At 41.8% G+C, this 17,269-nt stretch carries 16 protein-coding genes, 1 pseudogene and 1 riboswitch; of the genes and pseudogenes, 4 read left to right on the forward strand and 13 right to left on the reverse strand.

The features are described 5' to 3' along the window. The first annotated feature begins 35 nt into the window (after positions 1-35). Complete coding sequence (locus tag P8P68_RS05685) at positions 36-299, forward strand: helix-turn-helix domain-containing protein (protein ID WP_001196074.1); 264 nt, start codon at positions 36-38, stop codon at positions 297-299. Positions 300-365: 66 nt separating this feature from the next. Beyond that, entirely contained in the window at positions 366-1,583 is a 1,218-nt protein-coding gene (locus P8P68_RS05690; RefSeq protein ID WP_042768254.1) for a site-specific integrase, read from the forward strand. Between the two features lie 106 nt (positions 1,584-1,689). Here P8P68_RS05690 and rpsI read toward each other — a convergent pair whose 3' ends face one another. The 11 genes and pseudogenes from rpsI to P8P68_RS05745 all read right to left on the reverse strand — a co-directional run bounded on the left by rpsI (position 1,690) and on the right by P8P68_RS05745 (position 11,973). Then, entirely contained in the window at positions 1,690-2,082 is a 393-nt protein-coding gene (gene rpsI, locus P8P68_RS05695; protein ID WP_000075973.1) for a 30S ribosomal protein S9, read from the reverse strand. An 18-nt stretch (positions 2,083-2,100) separates the two neighbouring features. Beyond that, the gene (gene rplM / locus P8P68_RS05700) at positions 2,101-2,547 is read right to left on the reverse strand and encodes a 50S ribosomal protein L13 (RefSeq protein ID WP_001044624.1); all 447 of its coding nucleotides are present in this window, start codon (positions 2,545-2,547) and stop codon (positions 2,101-2,103) included. Between the two features lie 214 nt (positions 2,548-2,761). Continuing rightward, positions 2,762-3,961 carry an ABC transporter permease gene (locus P8P68_RS05705; protein WP_278275750.1) on the reverse strand — a complete coding sequence of 400 codons (1,200 nt, stop codon included), beginning with the start codon at positions 3,959-3,961 and terminating at the stop codon, positions 2,762-2,764. Continuing rightward, positions 3,958-4,851: an ABC transporter ATP-binding protein gene (locus P8P68_RS05710; protein WP_278275751.1), complete on the reverse strand. Its 894-nt coding sequence runs from the start codon at positions 4,849-4,851 to the stop codon at positions 3,958-3,960. The genes P8P68_RS05705 and P8P68_RS05710 overlap by 4 nt, the downstream gene beginning before the upstream one ends. Positions 4,852-5,100: 249 nt before the next feature. Beyond that, entirely contained in the window at positions 5,101-7,506 is a 2,406-nt protein-coding gene (pheT, locus tag P8P68_RS05715; RefSeq protein ID WP_278275752.1) for a phenylalanine--tRNA ligase subunit beta, read from the reverse strand. 128 nt (positions 7,507-7,634) lie between these two features. Next, on the reverse strand, positions 7,635-8,681 hold the full coding sequence (gene pheS, locus P8P68_RS05720; protein WP_247931567.1) for a phenylalanine--tRNA ligase subunit alpha: 1,047 nt from the start codon (positions 8,679-8,681) through the stop codon (positions 7,635-7,637). Positions 8,682-8,951: 270 nt separating this feature from the next. Further along, complete coding sequence (locus P8P68_RS05725) at positions 8,952-9,401, reverse strand: GNAT family N-acetyltransferase (RefSeq protein ID WP_247931604.1); 450 nt, start codon at positions 9,399-9,401, stop codon at positions 8,952-8,954. Between the two features lie 4 nt (positions 9,402-9,405). Continuing rightward, positions 9,406-9,826, reverse strand: a pseudogene (locus P8P68_RS05730) (chromosome partitioning protein ParB). 27 nt (positions 9,827-9,853) lie between these two features. After that, positions 9,854-10,504 carry a phosphatase PAP2 family protein gene (locus P8P68_RS05735; RefSeq protein WP_278275753.1) on the reverse strand — a complete coding sequence of 217 codons (651 nt, stop codon included), beginning with the start codon at positions 10,502-10,504 and terminating at the stop codon, positions 9,854-9,856. After that, positions 10,494-11,057: an ECF transporter S component gene (locus tag P8P68_RS05740; protein WP_000185840.1), complete on the reverse strand. Its 564-nt coding sequence runs from the start codon at positions 11,055-11,057 to the stop codon at positions 10,494-10,496. The genes P8P68_RS05735 and P8P68_RS05740 overlap by 11 nt, the downstream gene beginning before the upstream one ends. A 153-nt stretch (positions 11,058-11,210) precedes the next feature. Next, positions 11,211-11,429: riboswitch (FMN riboswitch) on the reverse strand. A 40-nt stretch (positions 11,430-11,469) separates the two neighbouring features. Next, entirely contained in the window at positions 11,470-11,973 is a 504-nt protein-coding gene (locus P8P68_RS05745) for a tRNA (cytidine(34)-2'-O)-methyltransferase (protein WP_061409743.1), read from the reverse strand. Between the two features lie 399 nt (positions 11,974-12,372). Here P8P68_RS05745 and trkA point away from each other — a divergent pair, with 399 nt between their 5' ends. After that, a complete protein-coding gene (trkA, locus tag P8P68_RS05750; protein ID WP_139658308.1) occupies positions 12,373-13,722 on the forward strand; it encodes a Trk system potassium transporter TrkA in 1,350 nt (449 codons plus the stop codon). A 3-nt stretch (positions 13,723-13,725) separates the two neighbouring features. After that, a complete protein-coding gene (locus tag P8P68_RS05755) occupies positions 13,726-15,165 on the forward strand; it encodes a TrkH family potassium uptake protein (RefSeq protein WP_247931571.1) in 1,440 nt (479 codons plus the stop codon). 88 nt (positions 15,166-15,253) lie between these two features. Here P8P68_RS05755 and P8P68_RS05760 read toward each other — a convergent pair whose 3' ends face one another. Both P8P68_RS05760 and P8P68_RS05765 read right to left on the reverse strand, forming a co-directional pair. Beyond that, positions 15,254-16,183, reverse strand: a complete 930-nt coding sequence (locus tag P8P68_RS05760) for an ATP-binding cassette domain-containing protein (RefSeq protein ID WP_001291311.1) — start codon at positions 16,181-16,183, stop codon at positions 15,254-15,256. A 10-nt stretch (positions 16,184-16,193) separates the two neighbouring features. Next, positions 16,194-17,261, reverse strand: coding sequence for an ABC transporter ATP-binding protein (locus P8P68_RS05765; RefSeq protein ID WP_247931572.1), 1,068 nt, complete (start codon positions 17,259-17,261; stop codon positions 16,194-16,196). Between the last annotated feature and the right edge of the window lie 8 nt (positions 17,262-17,269).

Consider the following 17,269-nt stretch of genomic DNA (forward strand, 5'->3'; position numbering starts at 1 on the left):
TGATACCTCTATTATACCATACATTGGAGGAACAGATGCAAGTAATTCTACCAGATGAACAAGTTCAACAAATTCAGCTCCTACTTGCTGAACTTATCACAAAAGAAATTGAAAAGAAGCTGCACCATAGTAACCTTGAAAGCCCTTTTTTAAACAAACAGCAGGCTTGCCACTATCTAGGCATCTCAAACAATACTCTAGATAGTTGGATCAAGAAAGGACTGCCTGCAATAAAAATAGGTAAGACTATACGATTTAATAAAGAAGCCATTAATTCTTGGCTTTACTCACAAAACTAGAAATATCTATATTTTTGTTTTATAATAGTCATGATATTTTCTGGTTCGATACACAAGGAGGATATCATGCCTATCAGTAAGACAAAGAACGGTACTTTTCGCTTAAAAATCTATATCCCAATAGAAGCACGAATGCCACTTGGTATCGTTAATAGCAACTATTACGATAAGCGATTTAAAACAAGAAAGGAGGCAAGGCAAGCTGAGATAGACTTGCTTACTAAATTAAATCAAATAGAGGATAATGAATTTTCAGGACTAGTAAAAGGAGATATTCTTTTCTCAGACTTCTATAACAATATCTGGTGGGAATCTTATAAAGAAGGACAAACTACATCTACTTCTAAACCACCAAGTAGGTCAACAGTTGCAAATACCAAAACCTGTTTTGAAAAACATATCCTACCACTTCTTGGAAATTATACGATACAGTTTCTAAATCAAAATAAGCAAGTTATCCTAAATCTAATGACATCTAAGGCTAATGAATATGCGAACTTCAAATCTTTACGTAGCTATGTGATTTCCATTTTTGACTGGGCAGAAGAACTTGAATATATAGAAGCTAATAAAGTTGCAAAAATATTAAGAAGAATAAAGGCCACTAAAAAGATTCAACTTGCAGAGTCAAAGAGAGAGGAAGATTTATATCTAACTCATGAACAACTCCAAGAATGGTTCTCAGCATTTCAAGAAGATTTAGACAATGATAAAATAACCCTTAAAGATTATGTCCTATTTTATCTTACTTTTTTCTTAGGCGATAGAAAATCTGAAACCTATGCTCTTCAATGGAAACATATCGACTTTTCAAAATCACAGATTCGGCTAATTCAAGCTTTAGATAGATATGGACAAGTAAAATCTACTAAGGGAAATAAGAAAACTATCTTTTCTATTTCTAGCGACTTGCTTCAACTCCTGACTTTATGGAAAAAACAACAAAAATATGAACTGGCAAAGTTTGGTATCATCAGCAATTCAGAACAATTCATCTTCACTTATATAGATACTAGAGGAAATATCAATAAACCTTTACATGCTGACTATCTTAACAACAAGATGAAAACTATCGAAAAGCGACACCCAGAGCTTACACACGCTACGCCACACAAACTACGGCATACGGGAGCAACACTTGCTAAACAAGCAGGAATGAGTTTAGAAGCTATTTCCGAAGCTCTAACACATAGTGACACAGTTACAACACAGATTTATGTAAATACTTCTAATGTAGTCCCTATGGCAGTCGGTGAATTTGCCTTAAAGTCTCTAAAACAATAAGGTGAAAATAAGGTAAACTTTGAGGTGAACTTTTTCAAAAAACATAAAAAAAGCACCCATGAGGTAAACTCTTGAGTGCTTTGAAACGTTGATAGTATCGTATTGATTAACGTTTTGAGAATTGTGATGCTTTACGAGCTTTCTTAAGACCTGGTTTCTTACGTTCAACTTTACGTGAGTCACGTGTAAGAAGTCCTGCGCGTTTCAATGAATCGCGGAAGTCTGGGTCTACTTGAAGAAGGGCACGAGCGATACCATGACGGATAGCTCCTGATTGACCAGCGTATCCACCACCTACAACGTTAACGAAAACGTCGTATGAACCTACAGTTGAAGTAACTGCGAATGGTTGGTTGATTACAAGACGAAGGTCAGCGTGTGGGATGTACTCTTCAACATCTTTTTTGTTAACAGTGATTTTACCAGTTCCTGGAACAAGGCGAACGCGTGCAACAGCGTTTTTACGACGTCCAGTACCTGCATATTGTGCTTGTGACATACTTTATTGTTCCTTTCCTTAGATAAGTCCTGAAATATCAAGAACTTCTGGTTGTTGTGCAGCGTGAGTGTGCTCAGCTCCAACGAATACTTTCAATTTCATACCTTGAGCGCGGCCAAGAGTATTGTGTGGAAGCATACCTTTAACTGATTTTTCGATCAAACGTACTGCATTTTTAGAACGAAGTTCACCAGCAGAGATTTGTTTCAATCCACCTGGGTGGTTTGAGTGAGTGTAGTAGATCTTATCAGTTGCTTTTTTACCAGTCAATTTAACTTTTTCAGCATTGATAACGATTACGAAGTCACCTGTATCAGTGTGTGGTGTGAATGTTGGTTTGTTTTTTCCGCGAAGTACGCTAGCAACAACTGCTGAAAGGCGTCCAAGAGGTACATCAGTTGCGTCAACAACGTACCATTTGCGTTCTACTTGGCCTGGTTTAGCCATGAATGTAGTTTTGTTCATGATTTCTCCTATATGAATATCGTTTTTGTTTACAGGGCGGATGTTCCGGTCCGCGGGGTATTTGAAAGGTTCCGGGGCCTTACAAATGGGGTAAACAATACCGTCTACTATCATACCAAATTTCACTACTAAAAGTCAATAGATATGAAAAATAATTTTCCCAATTTGACCTTTAAAATATCACAAAAACCTCGTGAAAACGAGGTTTCTATTGCTATTTGTAAGCTAAGGCACGTTTAAAGGTTTTCCAGATTCCCAAATCATCTGTTTGAAGGACTAGACTAGCATACATGCGTCCGATAAAGGCTGTTGCAGTGACTGCAAAAACAACCGTTATGGCAAGCGAAATCCAAGCTTCTAAACCACTGGCATACCCATTTATAGCTCTAAACGGCATAAAGAAGGTCGAGATGAAAGGAATATAGGAACCAATTTTCAGAACTAAATTGTCCCCAGCAGCACCCAGAGAGGTCACACCGACAAATCCTGCTATAATCAAGATCATCAATGGCGACAAGGCCTTTCCTGAATCCTCAGGGCGAGAAACCATAGAGCCTAGAAATGCTGCTAAAACAACGTACATAAAGAGACTAACCAAGATAAACAATAAGGTATTGAGCGAGAAAGCCTCTCCAAGATGATTTAAAATTCCAGATTGTGCCAAGATAGGGATATCTTTAAAGAGCAGAATAGCAGCCAGCCCACCCACGACGTAAATGCCAATATGAGTCAAAATCACAAGAAGCAGAGCCAGCATGCGAGCGTAGAAATAATGACTAGCTCGGATACTAGAGAAGACCACCTCCATGATTTTGGTTCCTTTCTCGCTAGCTACTTCCTGAGCAGTGACACTAGCATAGGTAATCAAAATCATATAAAGGAAGAAACCAAGCCCTGCGGCCGCAATGGTTTGAACAATTTTTTTGTTTTCCTTAGATTCATCAATTTTCTCAGTAAAGTCAACGGTTTGACTCAGGCGTTTTTCCTGTTCTTGAGACAAATTGGCTGCCGAACGATTGAGTTGGTATTGCAGTTCGTTTAGCTTATTGGTTACTGCTAGTTTGATGCCTGTTTCAAGAGAAGTTTCACCGTGATAGACGGCCTTGAGGACGCTGTCCTCTTGGTCAATGGTTAGGTAACCCTTGATTTTCTCATCCTTGATAGCAGCCTGGGCACTGGCTTCATCCTTGTAATCAAAGTTGATACCATTGGTACCCTTGAGCCCTTCTTCCACAGATGGCACAGTTGTTACTACTGCTATCTTGCTATTCTTGGCCATAGAAGACCCTTGGAGAAAGCCGATTCCTACAGATAAGGCTAAAAAGAGGAACGGCGAAATCACCATAAAGAAGAAACTCCACGACTTGACATGTCGAAGATAGGTTTCCTTCATTACAACCCACATATTTCTCATACTTTCACCCCTGATTCTAGTTTAAAGATTTCATCGATTGTTGGAGCTTGTTGGTCAAAGGTCGCAATATATTGACCTTGAGTGAGGATTGGGAAGAGTTCCCTTCCAGCGCTCTCATCATCGAGGATCAATTTCCAACTGCCTTGCTTGGTCAAGCTCACCTGTTTGACGTGAGGAAGTTTTTCCAATTCTTCCTTGCTTTGTTCACTTGAAACAAAGAGACGTGTTTTCCCATATTGATTACGGACATCCTGAACTGGTCCATGCAAGACCACACGCCCGTCACGAATCATCAGGATATCATCGCAAAGTTCCTCAACGTTGGTCATGACATGGTCAGAAAAGATAATGATTGCACCGCGCTCTTTCTCTTTCAAGATGACCTGCTTGAGCAACTCAGTATTGACTGGATCCAGTCCACTAAAAGGCTCATCCAGAATAATCAAGTCTGGTTCATGGATTAGAGTAATAATCAGTTGGATTTTCTGCTGATTCCCTTTTGAGAGACTCTTGATTTTGTCGGTCAATTTCCCCTTCACTTCCAATTTTTCCATCCATTGAGGGAGTTTTTCCTTGACTTCTTTAGCATCCATGCCTTTTAAAGTCGCCAAGTAACGAACTTGCTCAAGGACTGTCAACTTGGGCATGAGACTGCGTTCCTCAGGCAGATAACCAATCCGTGCATAGGTTTCCTGACGAATCTCCTGCCCATCCAGACTAATCTCTCCTTGATACTCTAAAAATTTCAACATACTGTGGAAAATCGTTGTTTTCCCAGCACCATTCTTCCCGACCAAGCCCAGAATCCTTCCTGGACTTGCCTGAAAATCGACACCAAACAAGACTTGCTTGGGACCGAAACTTTTCTCTAGATTTCTTACTTCTAACATTTTCCACCTCCGAGATATGTTGCACTTATTATACTCCTTTTTGATAGCCTTTACAACGATTTATGTCCATTTTATCGGATTATAAGTAGCAAAAGTATCCTATCTCTAATAAATTTTAAGTGCTTCAGCGATAGCTTTAGTATAACTCATTAAAGACTTTCTGAGATGGCTTCCTCCTCAACTATCGCTTTTCTATTCTGAACTGTCCTTTTGAAACTAAAAATCCACCCCGAAGGATGGATTGATGAGTTAACGTACTTCTGCATTCACTTTTTCTTCCAATGATGCTTGGATTTTTTCCATATAGCGTGCGACTTCTTCGTCCGTTAAGCTGTCTTCTGGATTTTGGAAGGTCAAGCTATAGGCCATTGACTTCATGCCAACTCCCAGTTTTTCACCTGAGAAGACGTCAAAGAGTTTGATATCTGTCAATCGTTTCACGCCGGCAGCTTGGATAGCGTCTACAACTTCTTGGTGAGTGACTTCTGCCTTGAGAAGTAGGGCCACGTCACGGCTGACTGCTGGGAATTTTGTGATTTCCACAAATGGAGTAGCTGGTTGAAGGGCAGCTTCAATGGCTGAAAGGTTGAGCTCCGCTACATATGTTTCTGGAATATCATAAGCCTTAGCAGTGACTGGATGCACTTGGCCAAGGAAACCAAGAACTTGGTCACCGAGCGAAATCACGGCTGTACGTCCTGGGTGAAGGCTAGCAATCTCAGCTGTTGCTGTATAAGTCACTGCAAGTCCCAAACGAGCAAAGAGGGCTTCAAGGATTCCCTTAGCATAGAAGAAATCAACTGGAACTGCTGCCGTTTGGAAATCTTTTTCTGCAACCAAGCCGGTTAAGGCAAAGGCAAAACTGTTGATTTCGTTTGGAAGTTCTTCTTTTGGATTGCCTGTTTGTTCAAAGACTTTTCCAATCTCGTAAAGAGCCAAGTTTTTGTTCTTACGAGCCACGTTATAGGCCACCGTATCAAGGATACCTGAGACCATATTTTGACGGAGGACAGAACGGTCCACTGTCATTGGCCACATGAGTTCTGTAAGGTTACTTGGTTGAGCTGTAAACTCAACTGCTTTTTCAGGAGTTGTCAGAGCGTAGGTGATGATTTCTGTCAAACCAGCTCCTTCAGCGATCGTACGAACTTGACGACGCAATTTTTGTGTCGCAGTCAATTCACCAGCTGTACCATCGTCTTTTGGAAGACTGGTTGGCAAGCGATCATAACCATAGATACGAGCGATTTCTTCAAAGAGGTCCGCTTCGATAGTGATATCCCAACGACGACGGGGTACGCTGACTGTAAATGATTCTGCATTGCCAGAAAGGCCAAAGCCAAGACGACGGAAGACATCTTCCACATCAGCATAGGAAAGCTCCGTACCAAGGACGCGGTTAACGTCTGCAAGGGTTGAAGAAACTTCTACATCAGAAGTATCAAGCGCTCCTGCTGAAACGATGCCCTTACGCACCGTCGCACCTGCAAGATCAGCAATCATGCTCGCTGCCGCATCAAGGGCTTCGTTAACAGTTGCCACATTAATGCCTTTTTCAAAGCGAGAAGACGACTCAGAACGAAGGTTGAGGCGTCCGCTAGTCTTGCGGATGGATTTGCCATTGAAAACAGCAGCTTCAAGGACAACACGATTAGAATTTTCAGAGATTTCGGTTTCTTGACCACCCATGACACCTGCAAGGGCTACTGGCTTGTCTGCGACAGTGATGACTAAGTCAGTTTCTGCAAGTTCACGTTCTTCACCGTCCAAGGTCACTAATTTTTCACCAGCACACGCTTCACGCACACGAATCTCGCTTCCTTCAAAGGTATCCAAGTCAAAGGCATGCATCGGTTGACCAAAGTAGAGCAGGATGTAGTTGGTTACGTCTACGACATTGTTAATCGGACGGATGCCTTCGTTCATGAGGAGGTTTTGCAACCATTGTGGACTTGGTGCGATGGTCACATTGTCCAAGATACGGGCTGCATAGTAAGGCGCCTTATCTGTTTCAATGCCTACAGAGAGGGCCTCTGCTGCAGCTTCATTTGTTTCTGTTAAACTGAATTCTTTAAAGCTAACTGCCTTGTCATAGATGGCTGCCACTTCGTGCGCTACTCCACGCATAGATAGAGCGTCTGCACGGTTTGGCGTGATGGAAAGTTCGATGATTTCGTCATCCAAGTCTAGGTAAGAGAAAACTTCATCTCCAGGAATAGCATCTTCTGGCAAGATTTGGATTCCATCTGCGAATTCCTTCGGTACAACCGAGTCAGAAATTCCCAATTCACCAAGTGAACAGATCATTCCAAGTGACTCCAAGCCACGGATTTTCCCTTTTTTGATTTTGTAGTTGTCAGCGATACGAGCTCCTGGAAGAGCTACCATGACCTTGATCCCAGCACGCACATTTGGGGCACCACAAACGATCTGACGGGCTTCTTCTTCGCCAACGTTAACTTGACAAACATGCAAGTGTGTTTCTGGCACATCTTCGCAAGACAAGACCTCACCGACGACAATTTTTGAGAGACCAGCAGCTGGTGATTCGACACCTTCGACCTCGATCCCTGTAGTTGACATTTTCTCAGCCAACTCTTGTGATGGCACATCAATGTCCACCAATTCTTTTAACCATTTATAAGATACAAGCATAATTCTGATTGTAAGATCCCACCAAGCGGGACCTTTTCAATTCCTTTCTTTTTCTTCGAGTCAGTCGTTTCTTTTTTTACTATTTGAAATGTGAGCGACTGTATAGGACTATGTTTCAGGTTTCAATCTTATTTAAACTGTTCTGAGAAGCGGACATCTCCTTGGTAGAACCCACGGATATCGTTGATTCCGTTACGGAGCATAGCGACACGCTCTTGTCCAAGACCAAAGGCAAAGCCAGAGTAAACAGTCGCATCGATTCCACTCATTTCAAGGACACGTGGGTGAACCATACCGGCCCCCATAATCTCAATCCAACCTGTTTTCTTACATACGTTACAGCCTTCTCCACCACACTTGAAGCAAGAAACATCCACCTCAACAGATGGCTCTGTGAATGGGAAATACGATGGACGCAAACGAATTTGGCGCTCTTCACCAAACATTTTTTGCACAATCAACTGAAGGGTTCCTTGAAGATCTGCCATAGAGATGTTTTTCCCAACAACCAAGCCTTCGATTTGGTGGAATTGGTGACTGTGGGTCGCATCGTCTGTGTCACGACGGAACACACGTCCTGGTGAGATCATTTTCAAAGGCCCCTTCGAAAAATCATGAGCATCCATAGCACGCGCCTGAACTGGAGACGTGTGAGTACGGAGCAAGATTTCTTCTGTGATATAGAAAGTGTCCTGCATATCGCGAGCTGGGTGGTCTTTTGGAAGGTTCATACGCTCAAAGTTGTAGTAGTCTTTTTCAACTTCAAAACCATCCACGACTTGGTAACCCATCCCGATGAAAATATCTTCGATTTCCTCACTGGTTTGTGTCAAAACGTGACGGTGACCAGTCGCAACTGGACGACCTGGAAGTGTCACATCGATGCTCTCGCTAGCAAGTTGAGCCGCGACTTTCTTTTCTTCCAAAAGCTTAGCTGTTTCTTCAAAGGCTGCAGTCAAGATATCACGAGCTTCATTGACGTGTTTCCCAATGATTGGACGCATCTCAGCAGAAACATCTTTCATCCCTTTAAGGATTTCAGTAAGCGAACCCTTTTTGCCGAGGACAGAGACACGCAAGTCTTGCATCTCTTTTTCATTTTCAGCAGAAATCTGCTTCAAGCTAGCCAGCGTTTCTTCGCGAAGCGCTTTTAATTGTTCTTCAATAGTTGACATAATTCCTCCATCAGTCGCTCGTAGATAAAAAGAAAACCACATGCCAAAAACTCCACTCGGAGCGTTGACACGCGGTACCATCCGTTTTCATCTGACAAGTCAGACCTTCATTTCTAAATCCATGCGCAAGTGAATTCACCCAGCTTTCATATAGAGAGCTTGCAGTCACGGCTCTCCTCCCTGATATACTTCCCTTGGGCTACTAGTCTTGCGGATTTCTATTCGATTACTACATAGTTTATCAGATTTTTAGTTAAAAAACAAGTTAGATTAGACTAATTTCAATATAAAACTCGTTCCTTTTTCTGTTTCTCCATTTTCCACAAATCCAAGCGACTTGAAACACCTCCTAGAAGCATGATTGTAGGTGTAGATTTCCTTGACTCTCAATTCTTTCCATCCTTTTACTCGAGCCAATTCAATCAAAGTACTTAGAATCTTTTTTCCAACTCCTCGATGTTGGTAAGCGGAATCCCCAATCACAATGGGGAGATTATCCTGAGATAGTGTAACATCCCCAATTGGAAACCATTCTCCCTTCTCCTTGACTTCAATCCAAAAAAGCTCACCGTGCTGATCCAAATAGGAATACATAGCTTCCAAGGTCGCTGGACTGTAAGGACTCTTCACACCATCTACGAGGTAAACCAAGTTCACATCCTGATACCAAGCAAAAGCTTCCTCACAATGATTGACCTTATAGTAAGGAACAAGACGCAGTGCATTATCTATTTGTAAAATCTGTTTCATCTGCTTCCCTTTTCAAATAAGAGAGTTGCTGCCTGATTAAAACCATCACACCAGTTATACCATTTTGCTTCATACTCATCTTGAGGTAAGATATGATTTTTTAAATCCAGAACAGAGTAAATCTTTCTTTCCTCGCAAGCTTGCGCATAGAGATAATACAGTTCATCGCCACCATCTCTATCCCACTCAGCAGAAATCGTATCTTGACCTAGCAATAAAGCCTGATAAGCCCTGTGATGCCCATCTGTAATCAACAAGCAATCTCCGAACGCAAGAATACTGATTGGAGCAACATTGATTATTTCTGCCGATTGATAAAGTGTCTGGATGCCTTCTAGTTTCTTTTCTGATAAGTATAGTTGAGTCGGATGGAGAGCTTTTATGCTGACTTTCATTTCTTTCTCCTCAAAGGAATTTGATACTCACTTCTGCTTGCCTTTAAATCGCCATTGGAAGCGAAGTTTGTCATAGAAGGGAAATTCGATAAACAGGAATCCCAAGCCTACACAGAGACTGGCAAGGACATCTGATGGATAGTGAACTCCCAGATAGACTCTTGACACCAGGACACTGACTAGGTAGAGACCTAGCACGATTTGTACGATTTTTCTCCAGACTGGATCTTTAATTCGTTGACTGAGAATGACAATCAGAGTACCTACCATCAGTGTCACTGCCAGAGAATGGCCACTTGGAAAAGAAAATCCCTTCTCCTCTACTAGATGTAAGATAGCTGGCCGTGGGCGCTGATAGATGTTTTTAAAGGTCACGATTAAAAGACCGGCTAAGGCTAGATTACCCGCCATGAAGTAGCTTTCTATCTTCCACTGCTTACGATAAAAGATAAAGGCTGCGATGGCAACCCAGGTGATAATCACTGGGATATCAATCAAATGCGTAAGGGCACGGAACAGAACCGTTAAATAATCTGGCAAGTCCCCACGAAGGGCAGTCTGAAGCGGTTGATCAAAACCGACCAGCGTTTCAGGATAGAACTTAACCATATAGCCAAGAAGGACGAAAAGTAAAAGGGCAAAACTGCCCTTCATTAAAAATGTTTGTTTATCTCTCATAATGTTTTAAGGTTGGTTTCAAGAGGACGTATAACAACCAGAATGAAACAGCAAAGATTAAACCTTCAATCAGGTTAAAAGGTAAAACCATGGTCATCAAGTAGTTAGAAAGTCCTATAATTTCTCTAATATCAAAGTTGGCAAACTGCGCGTATAAAGGAACCGCATAGACATAGTTGAGAACCAACATGGCAGCAGTCAATCCAATAGTTCCCGCCAGAGATGCCAGTAGGAAACGAAGGGTGCTGCGTTCCTTTTTCCAAATCAAACCAAAGACGATAACAAAAACTCCCAAGGCTACGATATTCATTGGCAAGCCAATGTAGGTATTCACTCCTTGGCTATTCAGAAGCAACTTCAAGAGTGAGCGAAGCAAGAGAATGCCTAAAGCAGCTGGCAAATCCATCACCACCAAACCCAAAAGGACTGGCAAGATACTAAACTCGATCTTGAGGAAGGTCGCCGCTGGCAAGAGCGGAAAGTCAAAGTACATCAGCACAAATGAAATGGCTGATAAAATCGCAATGGTCGAAAGTCGACGTGTGTTTGTCATAACAGGTTCCTCCAATTTTCTATAAAATCAGAAGAAGTTGGAAAGGATTCCTCTATCTATTCTCACTTTTTATATCCCAAAAGTTCCCTCTCACTCTGTTGAGCAAGCGGTTGCAATTCATCTATAAACTCATCCGAACAGACAAAGCCATTCTTTCGTCTTCTCCCATCCAGACTATACTGTCGGTTGTGGAATCGCACCACATCAGCTTGCGCTCGCGGACTTCTTTAACTAAGATTTTTTTGGATTAATCTAGGCGTCGCAGTCGAAGATAATACTTAAGTATATCGAGACAAGACAACGAAGAGTAAGCCAAAATAGCTAGTTAAAGTCACCGCCGGTCGGGAATCTCACCCAGCCCTGAAGACCCCTTTATCATAACAAAAAACGCTTGCAAGTGCAAGCATTTTGATTATTTCAATTTATCTGCTTCATAGGTGTGAACAAGCTCAAGACCTGCAAAATTCTGCTGACGAAGAGCCTCATATACAATCATGCAGACGGTATTAGAAACATTGAGGCTACGGACATGTTCATCATTCATAGGAATACGGAGGGCTTTCTCAGGATGTTCTCGCATAAAGTCCTCTGGCAACCCCTTATCCTCACGTCCGAAGAGAAAATACTGATCTTCACCACTTGCCAAATTCGCCTCAGAATAGACCTTTTCTGCAAATTTCGAAATCAGATAGACTTGTCCTTTCATCTGAGACATAAAGTCTGCCAAGTTATCATAAAAATGAATCTCTAACTTATCCCAATAATCCAAACCAGCTCGCTTCATCTTGCGGTCATCAATCGGAAATCCCATCGGTTTGATGATGTGAAGGGGAGAATTGGTCGCAGCGCAAGTACGCGCAATGTTACCTGTATTTTGTGGAATCTGAGGTTCAAATAATACAATGTGATTTGTCATGACTGGCTTCCTTTTATCATTGCAAAAAAATAGCCACACTGCCCGGAGTCAAGCTCAGCAAACAGCGTGGTTAAGGCATCGTTAACTTACCTCACAACAGGTTTGAAGTAAATCAGCGAAACTACTTCCTTAGTATAACACTTTCAGAATCATTGTCAATAGAAACGACTTGATTTTTTTACTTTTTTTAATGATATTTTCATGTTTGGTCATCCCCTTTCTGAAAAGGTATAGTAAAAGAGCCAAATCACTTCAAATCGGAAACATCGTCATAGAAGTTAAACAAATGTATCTTCAAAACGTGAAAAGGTCTTTCTTCCCTTAAAAATCGCCTTAGCAAGTGCATTTTTTGCTAAAAAAGGGTATGATAGTTACATCATGAAAAAGTAGGTTTTTTATATGAAAATTGTCCTTGTTGGTGGAGGGAAAGTTGGTTTCGCCCTCTGTCGTTCACTGGTTGCAGAAAACCATGACGTTGTCCTCATCGAACAAGATGAGGCTGTCCTCAATCACATTGTCAGTCGCTATGATATCATAGGTCTCCTTGGAAATGGGGCTGACTTTGCCATCTTGGAGCAAGCCAGTGTTCAAGAGTGCGATATCTTTATTGCTCTAACCGAACACGATGAAGTGAATATGATTTCAGCGGTACTTGCTAAAAAAATGGGCGCTAAAGAAACCATCGTTCGGGTACGAAATCCTGAATACTCCAATGCCTATTTTAAAGAGAAAAATATTCTTGGATTTTCACTTATTGTTAATCCAGAACTCCTAGCAGCGCGTGCTATCTCAAATATCATTGATTTCCCTAACGCCCTCTCTGTCGAACGATTTGCTGGAGGGCGGGTCAGTCTCATGGAGTTTGTTGTCAAGGATTCTAGCGGTCTTTGTCAAATGCCAATCTCAGACTTCCGTAAAAAGTTTGGTAATGTTATCGTCTGTGCTATGGAGAGAGATCATCAACTGATGATTCCAAGCGGTGATGTTATTATCCAAGACAAGGATAGGATTTTTGTTACGGGAAATCGTGTAGATATGATGCTTTTCCATAACTATTTCAAATCTCGTGCAGTGAAAAGCTTGCTTATCGTCGGAGCTGGAAAGATTGCTTATTATCTACTCGGCATTTTAAAAGACAGTCGCATTGATACCAAGGTCATCGAAATCAATCCTGAAAGAGCTCGTTTCTTCAGTGAAAAGTTCCCCAATCTCTATATTGTCCAAGGAGATGGAACTGCAAAAGACATTTTACTGGAAGAAAGTGCTCCCCACTATGATGCAGTCGCGACCTTGACTGGAGTTGATGAGGAAAATATCATCACTTCTATGTTTCTTGACCGTGTTGGCGTCCATAAGAATATCACCAAGGTAAACCGAACAAGCCTTCTAGAGATTATCCACGCGCCTGATTTTTCGAGTATCATCACACCAAAAAGCATCGCAGTGGATACCATTATGCACTTTATCCGTGGTCGAGTAAACGCTCAGTATTCAGATCTTCAAGCCATGCACCATCTCGCAAATGGTCAAATTGAAACTCTCCAATTCCAAATCAAGGAAGCTAATAAAATGACTGCCAAACCTCTATCACAGTTGAAATTGAAAAAAGGGGTTCTCATCGCAGCCATTATCCGAAAAGGAAAAACAATCTTCCCTACTGGAGAGGATATGCTTGAGGTGGGAGACAAGTTACTCGTGACGACCTTATTGCCAAATATCACCAAAATTTATGATTTGATTGAGAGGTAAAAAATGAATAAAAGTATGATTCGTTACCTCCTCTCAAAGCTTCTCTTGATTGAGGCTGTTCTTCTCCTAGTCCCTGTTAGTGTAGCGATCTATTACCAAGAATCCAGTCAAGTATTTATCGCTCTCTTTTCTACGATTGGAATTTTAGTCCTTCTCGGTGGTCTAGGCATTTTACGGAAACCGAAAAACCAACGGATTTATGCCAAGGAAGGGGTCTTAATTGTTGCCCTCTGTTGGATTCTATGGTCTTTCTTTGGCGGCCTCCCCTTTGTCTTTTCAGGACAAATCCCAAGCGTCATCGATGCCTTCTTTGAAATCAGTTCTGGATTTACGACGACTGGTGCTACTATTCTGAACGATGTTTCCGTTCTCACTCGTTCCCTCCTCTTCTGGCGAAGTTTCACCCACTTGATCGGAGGGATGGGGGTACTCGTCTTTGCACTTGCCATTATGGACAATGCCAAGAATAGTCACTTGGAGGTGATGAAGGCTGAGGTCCCTGGTCCTGTCTTTGGCAAGGTCGTATCCAAGCTAAAAAACACTGCTCAGATCCTCTATCTGCTTTATCTGGCTCTCTTCTCCCTTTTTGTGGTTATCTACTATCTAGCAGGCATGCCTCTCTATGATAGTTTTGTCATCGCTATGGGAACTGCAGGAACTGGGGGATTTACCGTCTATAACGACGGAATTGCCCACTACGGTAGCTCACTCATCACCTATCTAGTTAGTATCGGAGTTCTGGTTTTTGGGGTTAACTTCAATCTCTACTACTACCTCATGCTCCGTCGGGTTAAGGCTTTCTTTGGAGATGAAGAACTACGAGCATATAGCATCATTGTCCTAGTTTCTACAGGCTTGATTACTCTTAATACACTCCACCTCTACCAAGGGGTCTCTAAAAGTGTTGAAATGGCCTTCTTCCAAGTTTCCAATATCATCACAACAACAGGTTTTGGTTACGGAGATATTACCAACTGGCCCCTCTTCTCCCAATTTATCCTCCTCTTCCTCATGGGAATCGGTGGATCAGCTGGCTCAACTGCAGGTGGTCTTAAGGTGATCAGAGGACTTATCCTCTCTAAAATCGCAAAAAATCAGATTTTGTCCACTTTATCCCCTCACCGTGTTTTGACTCTACACGTCAATAAAACTGTGATTGATAAGGATACCCAGCACAAAATTCTTAAATATTTTGCTATCTATATGATGATTATTCTCTCTCTCATCTTTATCGTCAGTCTTGATAGCAATGATTTTCTAGTCGTGACCAGTGCGGTCTTCAGCTGTTTTAACAATATCGGACCTATTCTAGGTACAACCTCGAGTTTTGCCATCTTTAGTCCCATCTCTAAAATCCTCCTCTCCTTTGCAATGATTGCAGGTCGCTTAGAGATATACCCAATTTTGCTACTCTTTATGAAACGCACTTGGTCTAAACGCTAATTATAATACATTTCCCCTTTTACAAGCTAGTAGAAGGGGAATTTTTCTATTAAAAATGAGAAGACCTTTCGGTCCTCTCCTAGTCTGTTTATTTTTTAAGAGCTTCTTTGTATCGAGCAACTTCCGCTTGGTTAGCCCAAACATAGTGACCTGGACGAATTTCCACCATAGACGGCTTGTCTGTCTCATAGTCATGTTGGTCAGGGTCGTAAACTTTCAAGACTTTCTTGCGTTCTAAGATTGGATCTGGAATCGGTACCGCAGATAGAAGCGCCTGAGTATATGGGTGGACAGGATTGTTAAACAACTCCTCTGTCTCCGCCACTTCGACGATAACTCCCTTATAGATAACTGCGATACGATCTGAGATAAAGCGAACAACTGACAAGTCATGCGCGATAAAGAGATAAGTCAAGCCCAACTCTTTTTGGAACTTCTTGAGCAAGTTCAAAACTTGCGCACGAACAGATACGTCCAAGGCAGAAATTGGCTCATCCGCAATAACGAAATCAGGCTCCATCACAAGAGCACGGGCAATCCCGATACGCTGACGTTGCCCACCAGAAAACTCGTGTGGGTAACGGGTCAAGTGTTCTTTCAAAAGTCCAACTTCATGAATCATCTTTTGAACTTTTTCTTTACGATCTTCTTCATCTTTAAACAAGTGATAGTTGTAAAGACCTTCAGAGATGATATAGTCAACCGTCGCACGTTCATTCAAGCTGGCTGCAGGGTCTTGGAAAATCATCTGGATACGACGGATCAAGTCTGAGGATTCCTTATGAGATTTTTTTCCATTGATCTTATGACCATCAAAGATGATTTCACCTTTACTGGTATTATTTAGACCAATAATAGCACGACCAATCGTTGTTTTCCCACTACCAGACTCACCTACAAGAGAGAAAGTTTCTCCCTTGTTGATAAAGAAGTTGGCGTTTTTAACCGCAACAAACTTCTTACTTCCTTCACCGAAGGAAATTTCTAAATCTTTAATTTCTACTAATTTTTCAGACATTTCCTTCCTCCTAGTCTTCTAGATGAGCAAAGCCCATTTTATCACGTATCTTGTCATGCAAGTCTGCGATGACCTCAGGTTTTTCAACTTTAGGAGCATTCTCATGAAGCAACCAAGTCTTAGCCCAGTGGGTATCACTAACTGAAAACTGAGGTGCTTTTTGTTCAAAGTCAATTTGCATCGCATAATCTGAACGAAGGGCAAAGGCATCACCTTTCAACTCAGTATAAAGAGACGGTGGTGTTCCAGGGATAGAGTACAATTCCCCTTTATCGTCAGCAAGCTGAGGCAAGCTAGACAAGAGACTCCAAGTATATGGATGACGTGGGTCGTAGAAAACTTCCTCAACAGTTCCGTATTCTACAATTTCACCAGCATACATAACCGCTACCTTATCGGCAATACTTGCTACCACACCAAGGTCGTGGGTGATAAAGATAATGGTAAAGTGGTACTCATTTTGTAAAGTTTTAAGCAAATCAATGATTTGGGCTTGAATGGTTACATCAAGGGCCGTTGTCGGCTCGTCACAGATTAAGATATCTGGACGACAGGCAAGGGCAATCGCAATAACGATACGTTGGCGCATCCCTCCAGAATATTGGAAAGGATACTCTTCAAAACGTTTTTCAGCATCTGGGATTCCGACCTTGTTCATATAGTCGATTGCCATCTCTTTGGCTTCCTTAGCTGTTTTCCCTTGGTGTTTAACGATAACTTCAGTGATTTGGCTACCGATTGTATTGATTGGGTCCAAACTTGTCATAGGGTCTTGGAAGATAGTCGCAATTTTAGCACCACGAATTTTCTCCCATTCCTTGTTAGAAGTAAGAGCAGTCAAGTCTTGTCCACGATAGTCGATGCTTCCTTGGGCAATACGTCCATTGTCTTCTAACATCCCTGTAAAGGTTTTTGTTAAAACAGATTTACCAGAACCAGACTCACCTACCAAGGCAAGAACTTCTCCTTCAATCAAGTCTAGAGAAACTCCTCGGATAGCCGTTAGAACTTTGTCACGAACGTCAAATTCCACGACAATATCACGAGCAGTCAAAATTACATCTTTTCCTTTTATCATGTCTACTC

Origin of the sequence: Streptococcus sp. D7B5 (assembly GCF_029691405.1) — a bacterium.
In the GTDB taxonomy this organism is placed as follows: Bacteria; Bacillota; Bacilli; order Lactobacillales; family Streptococcaceae; genus Streptococcus.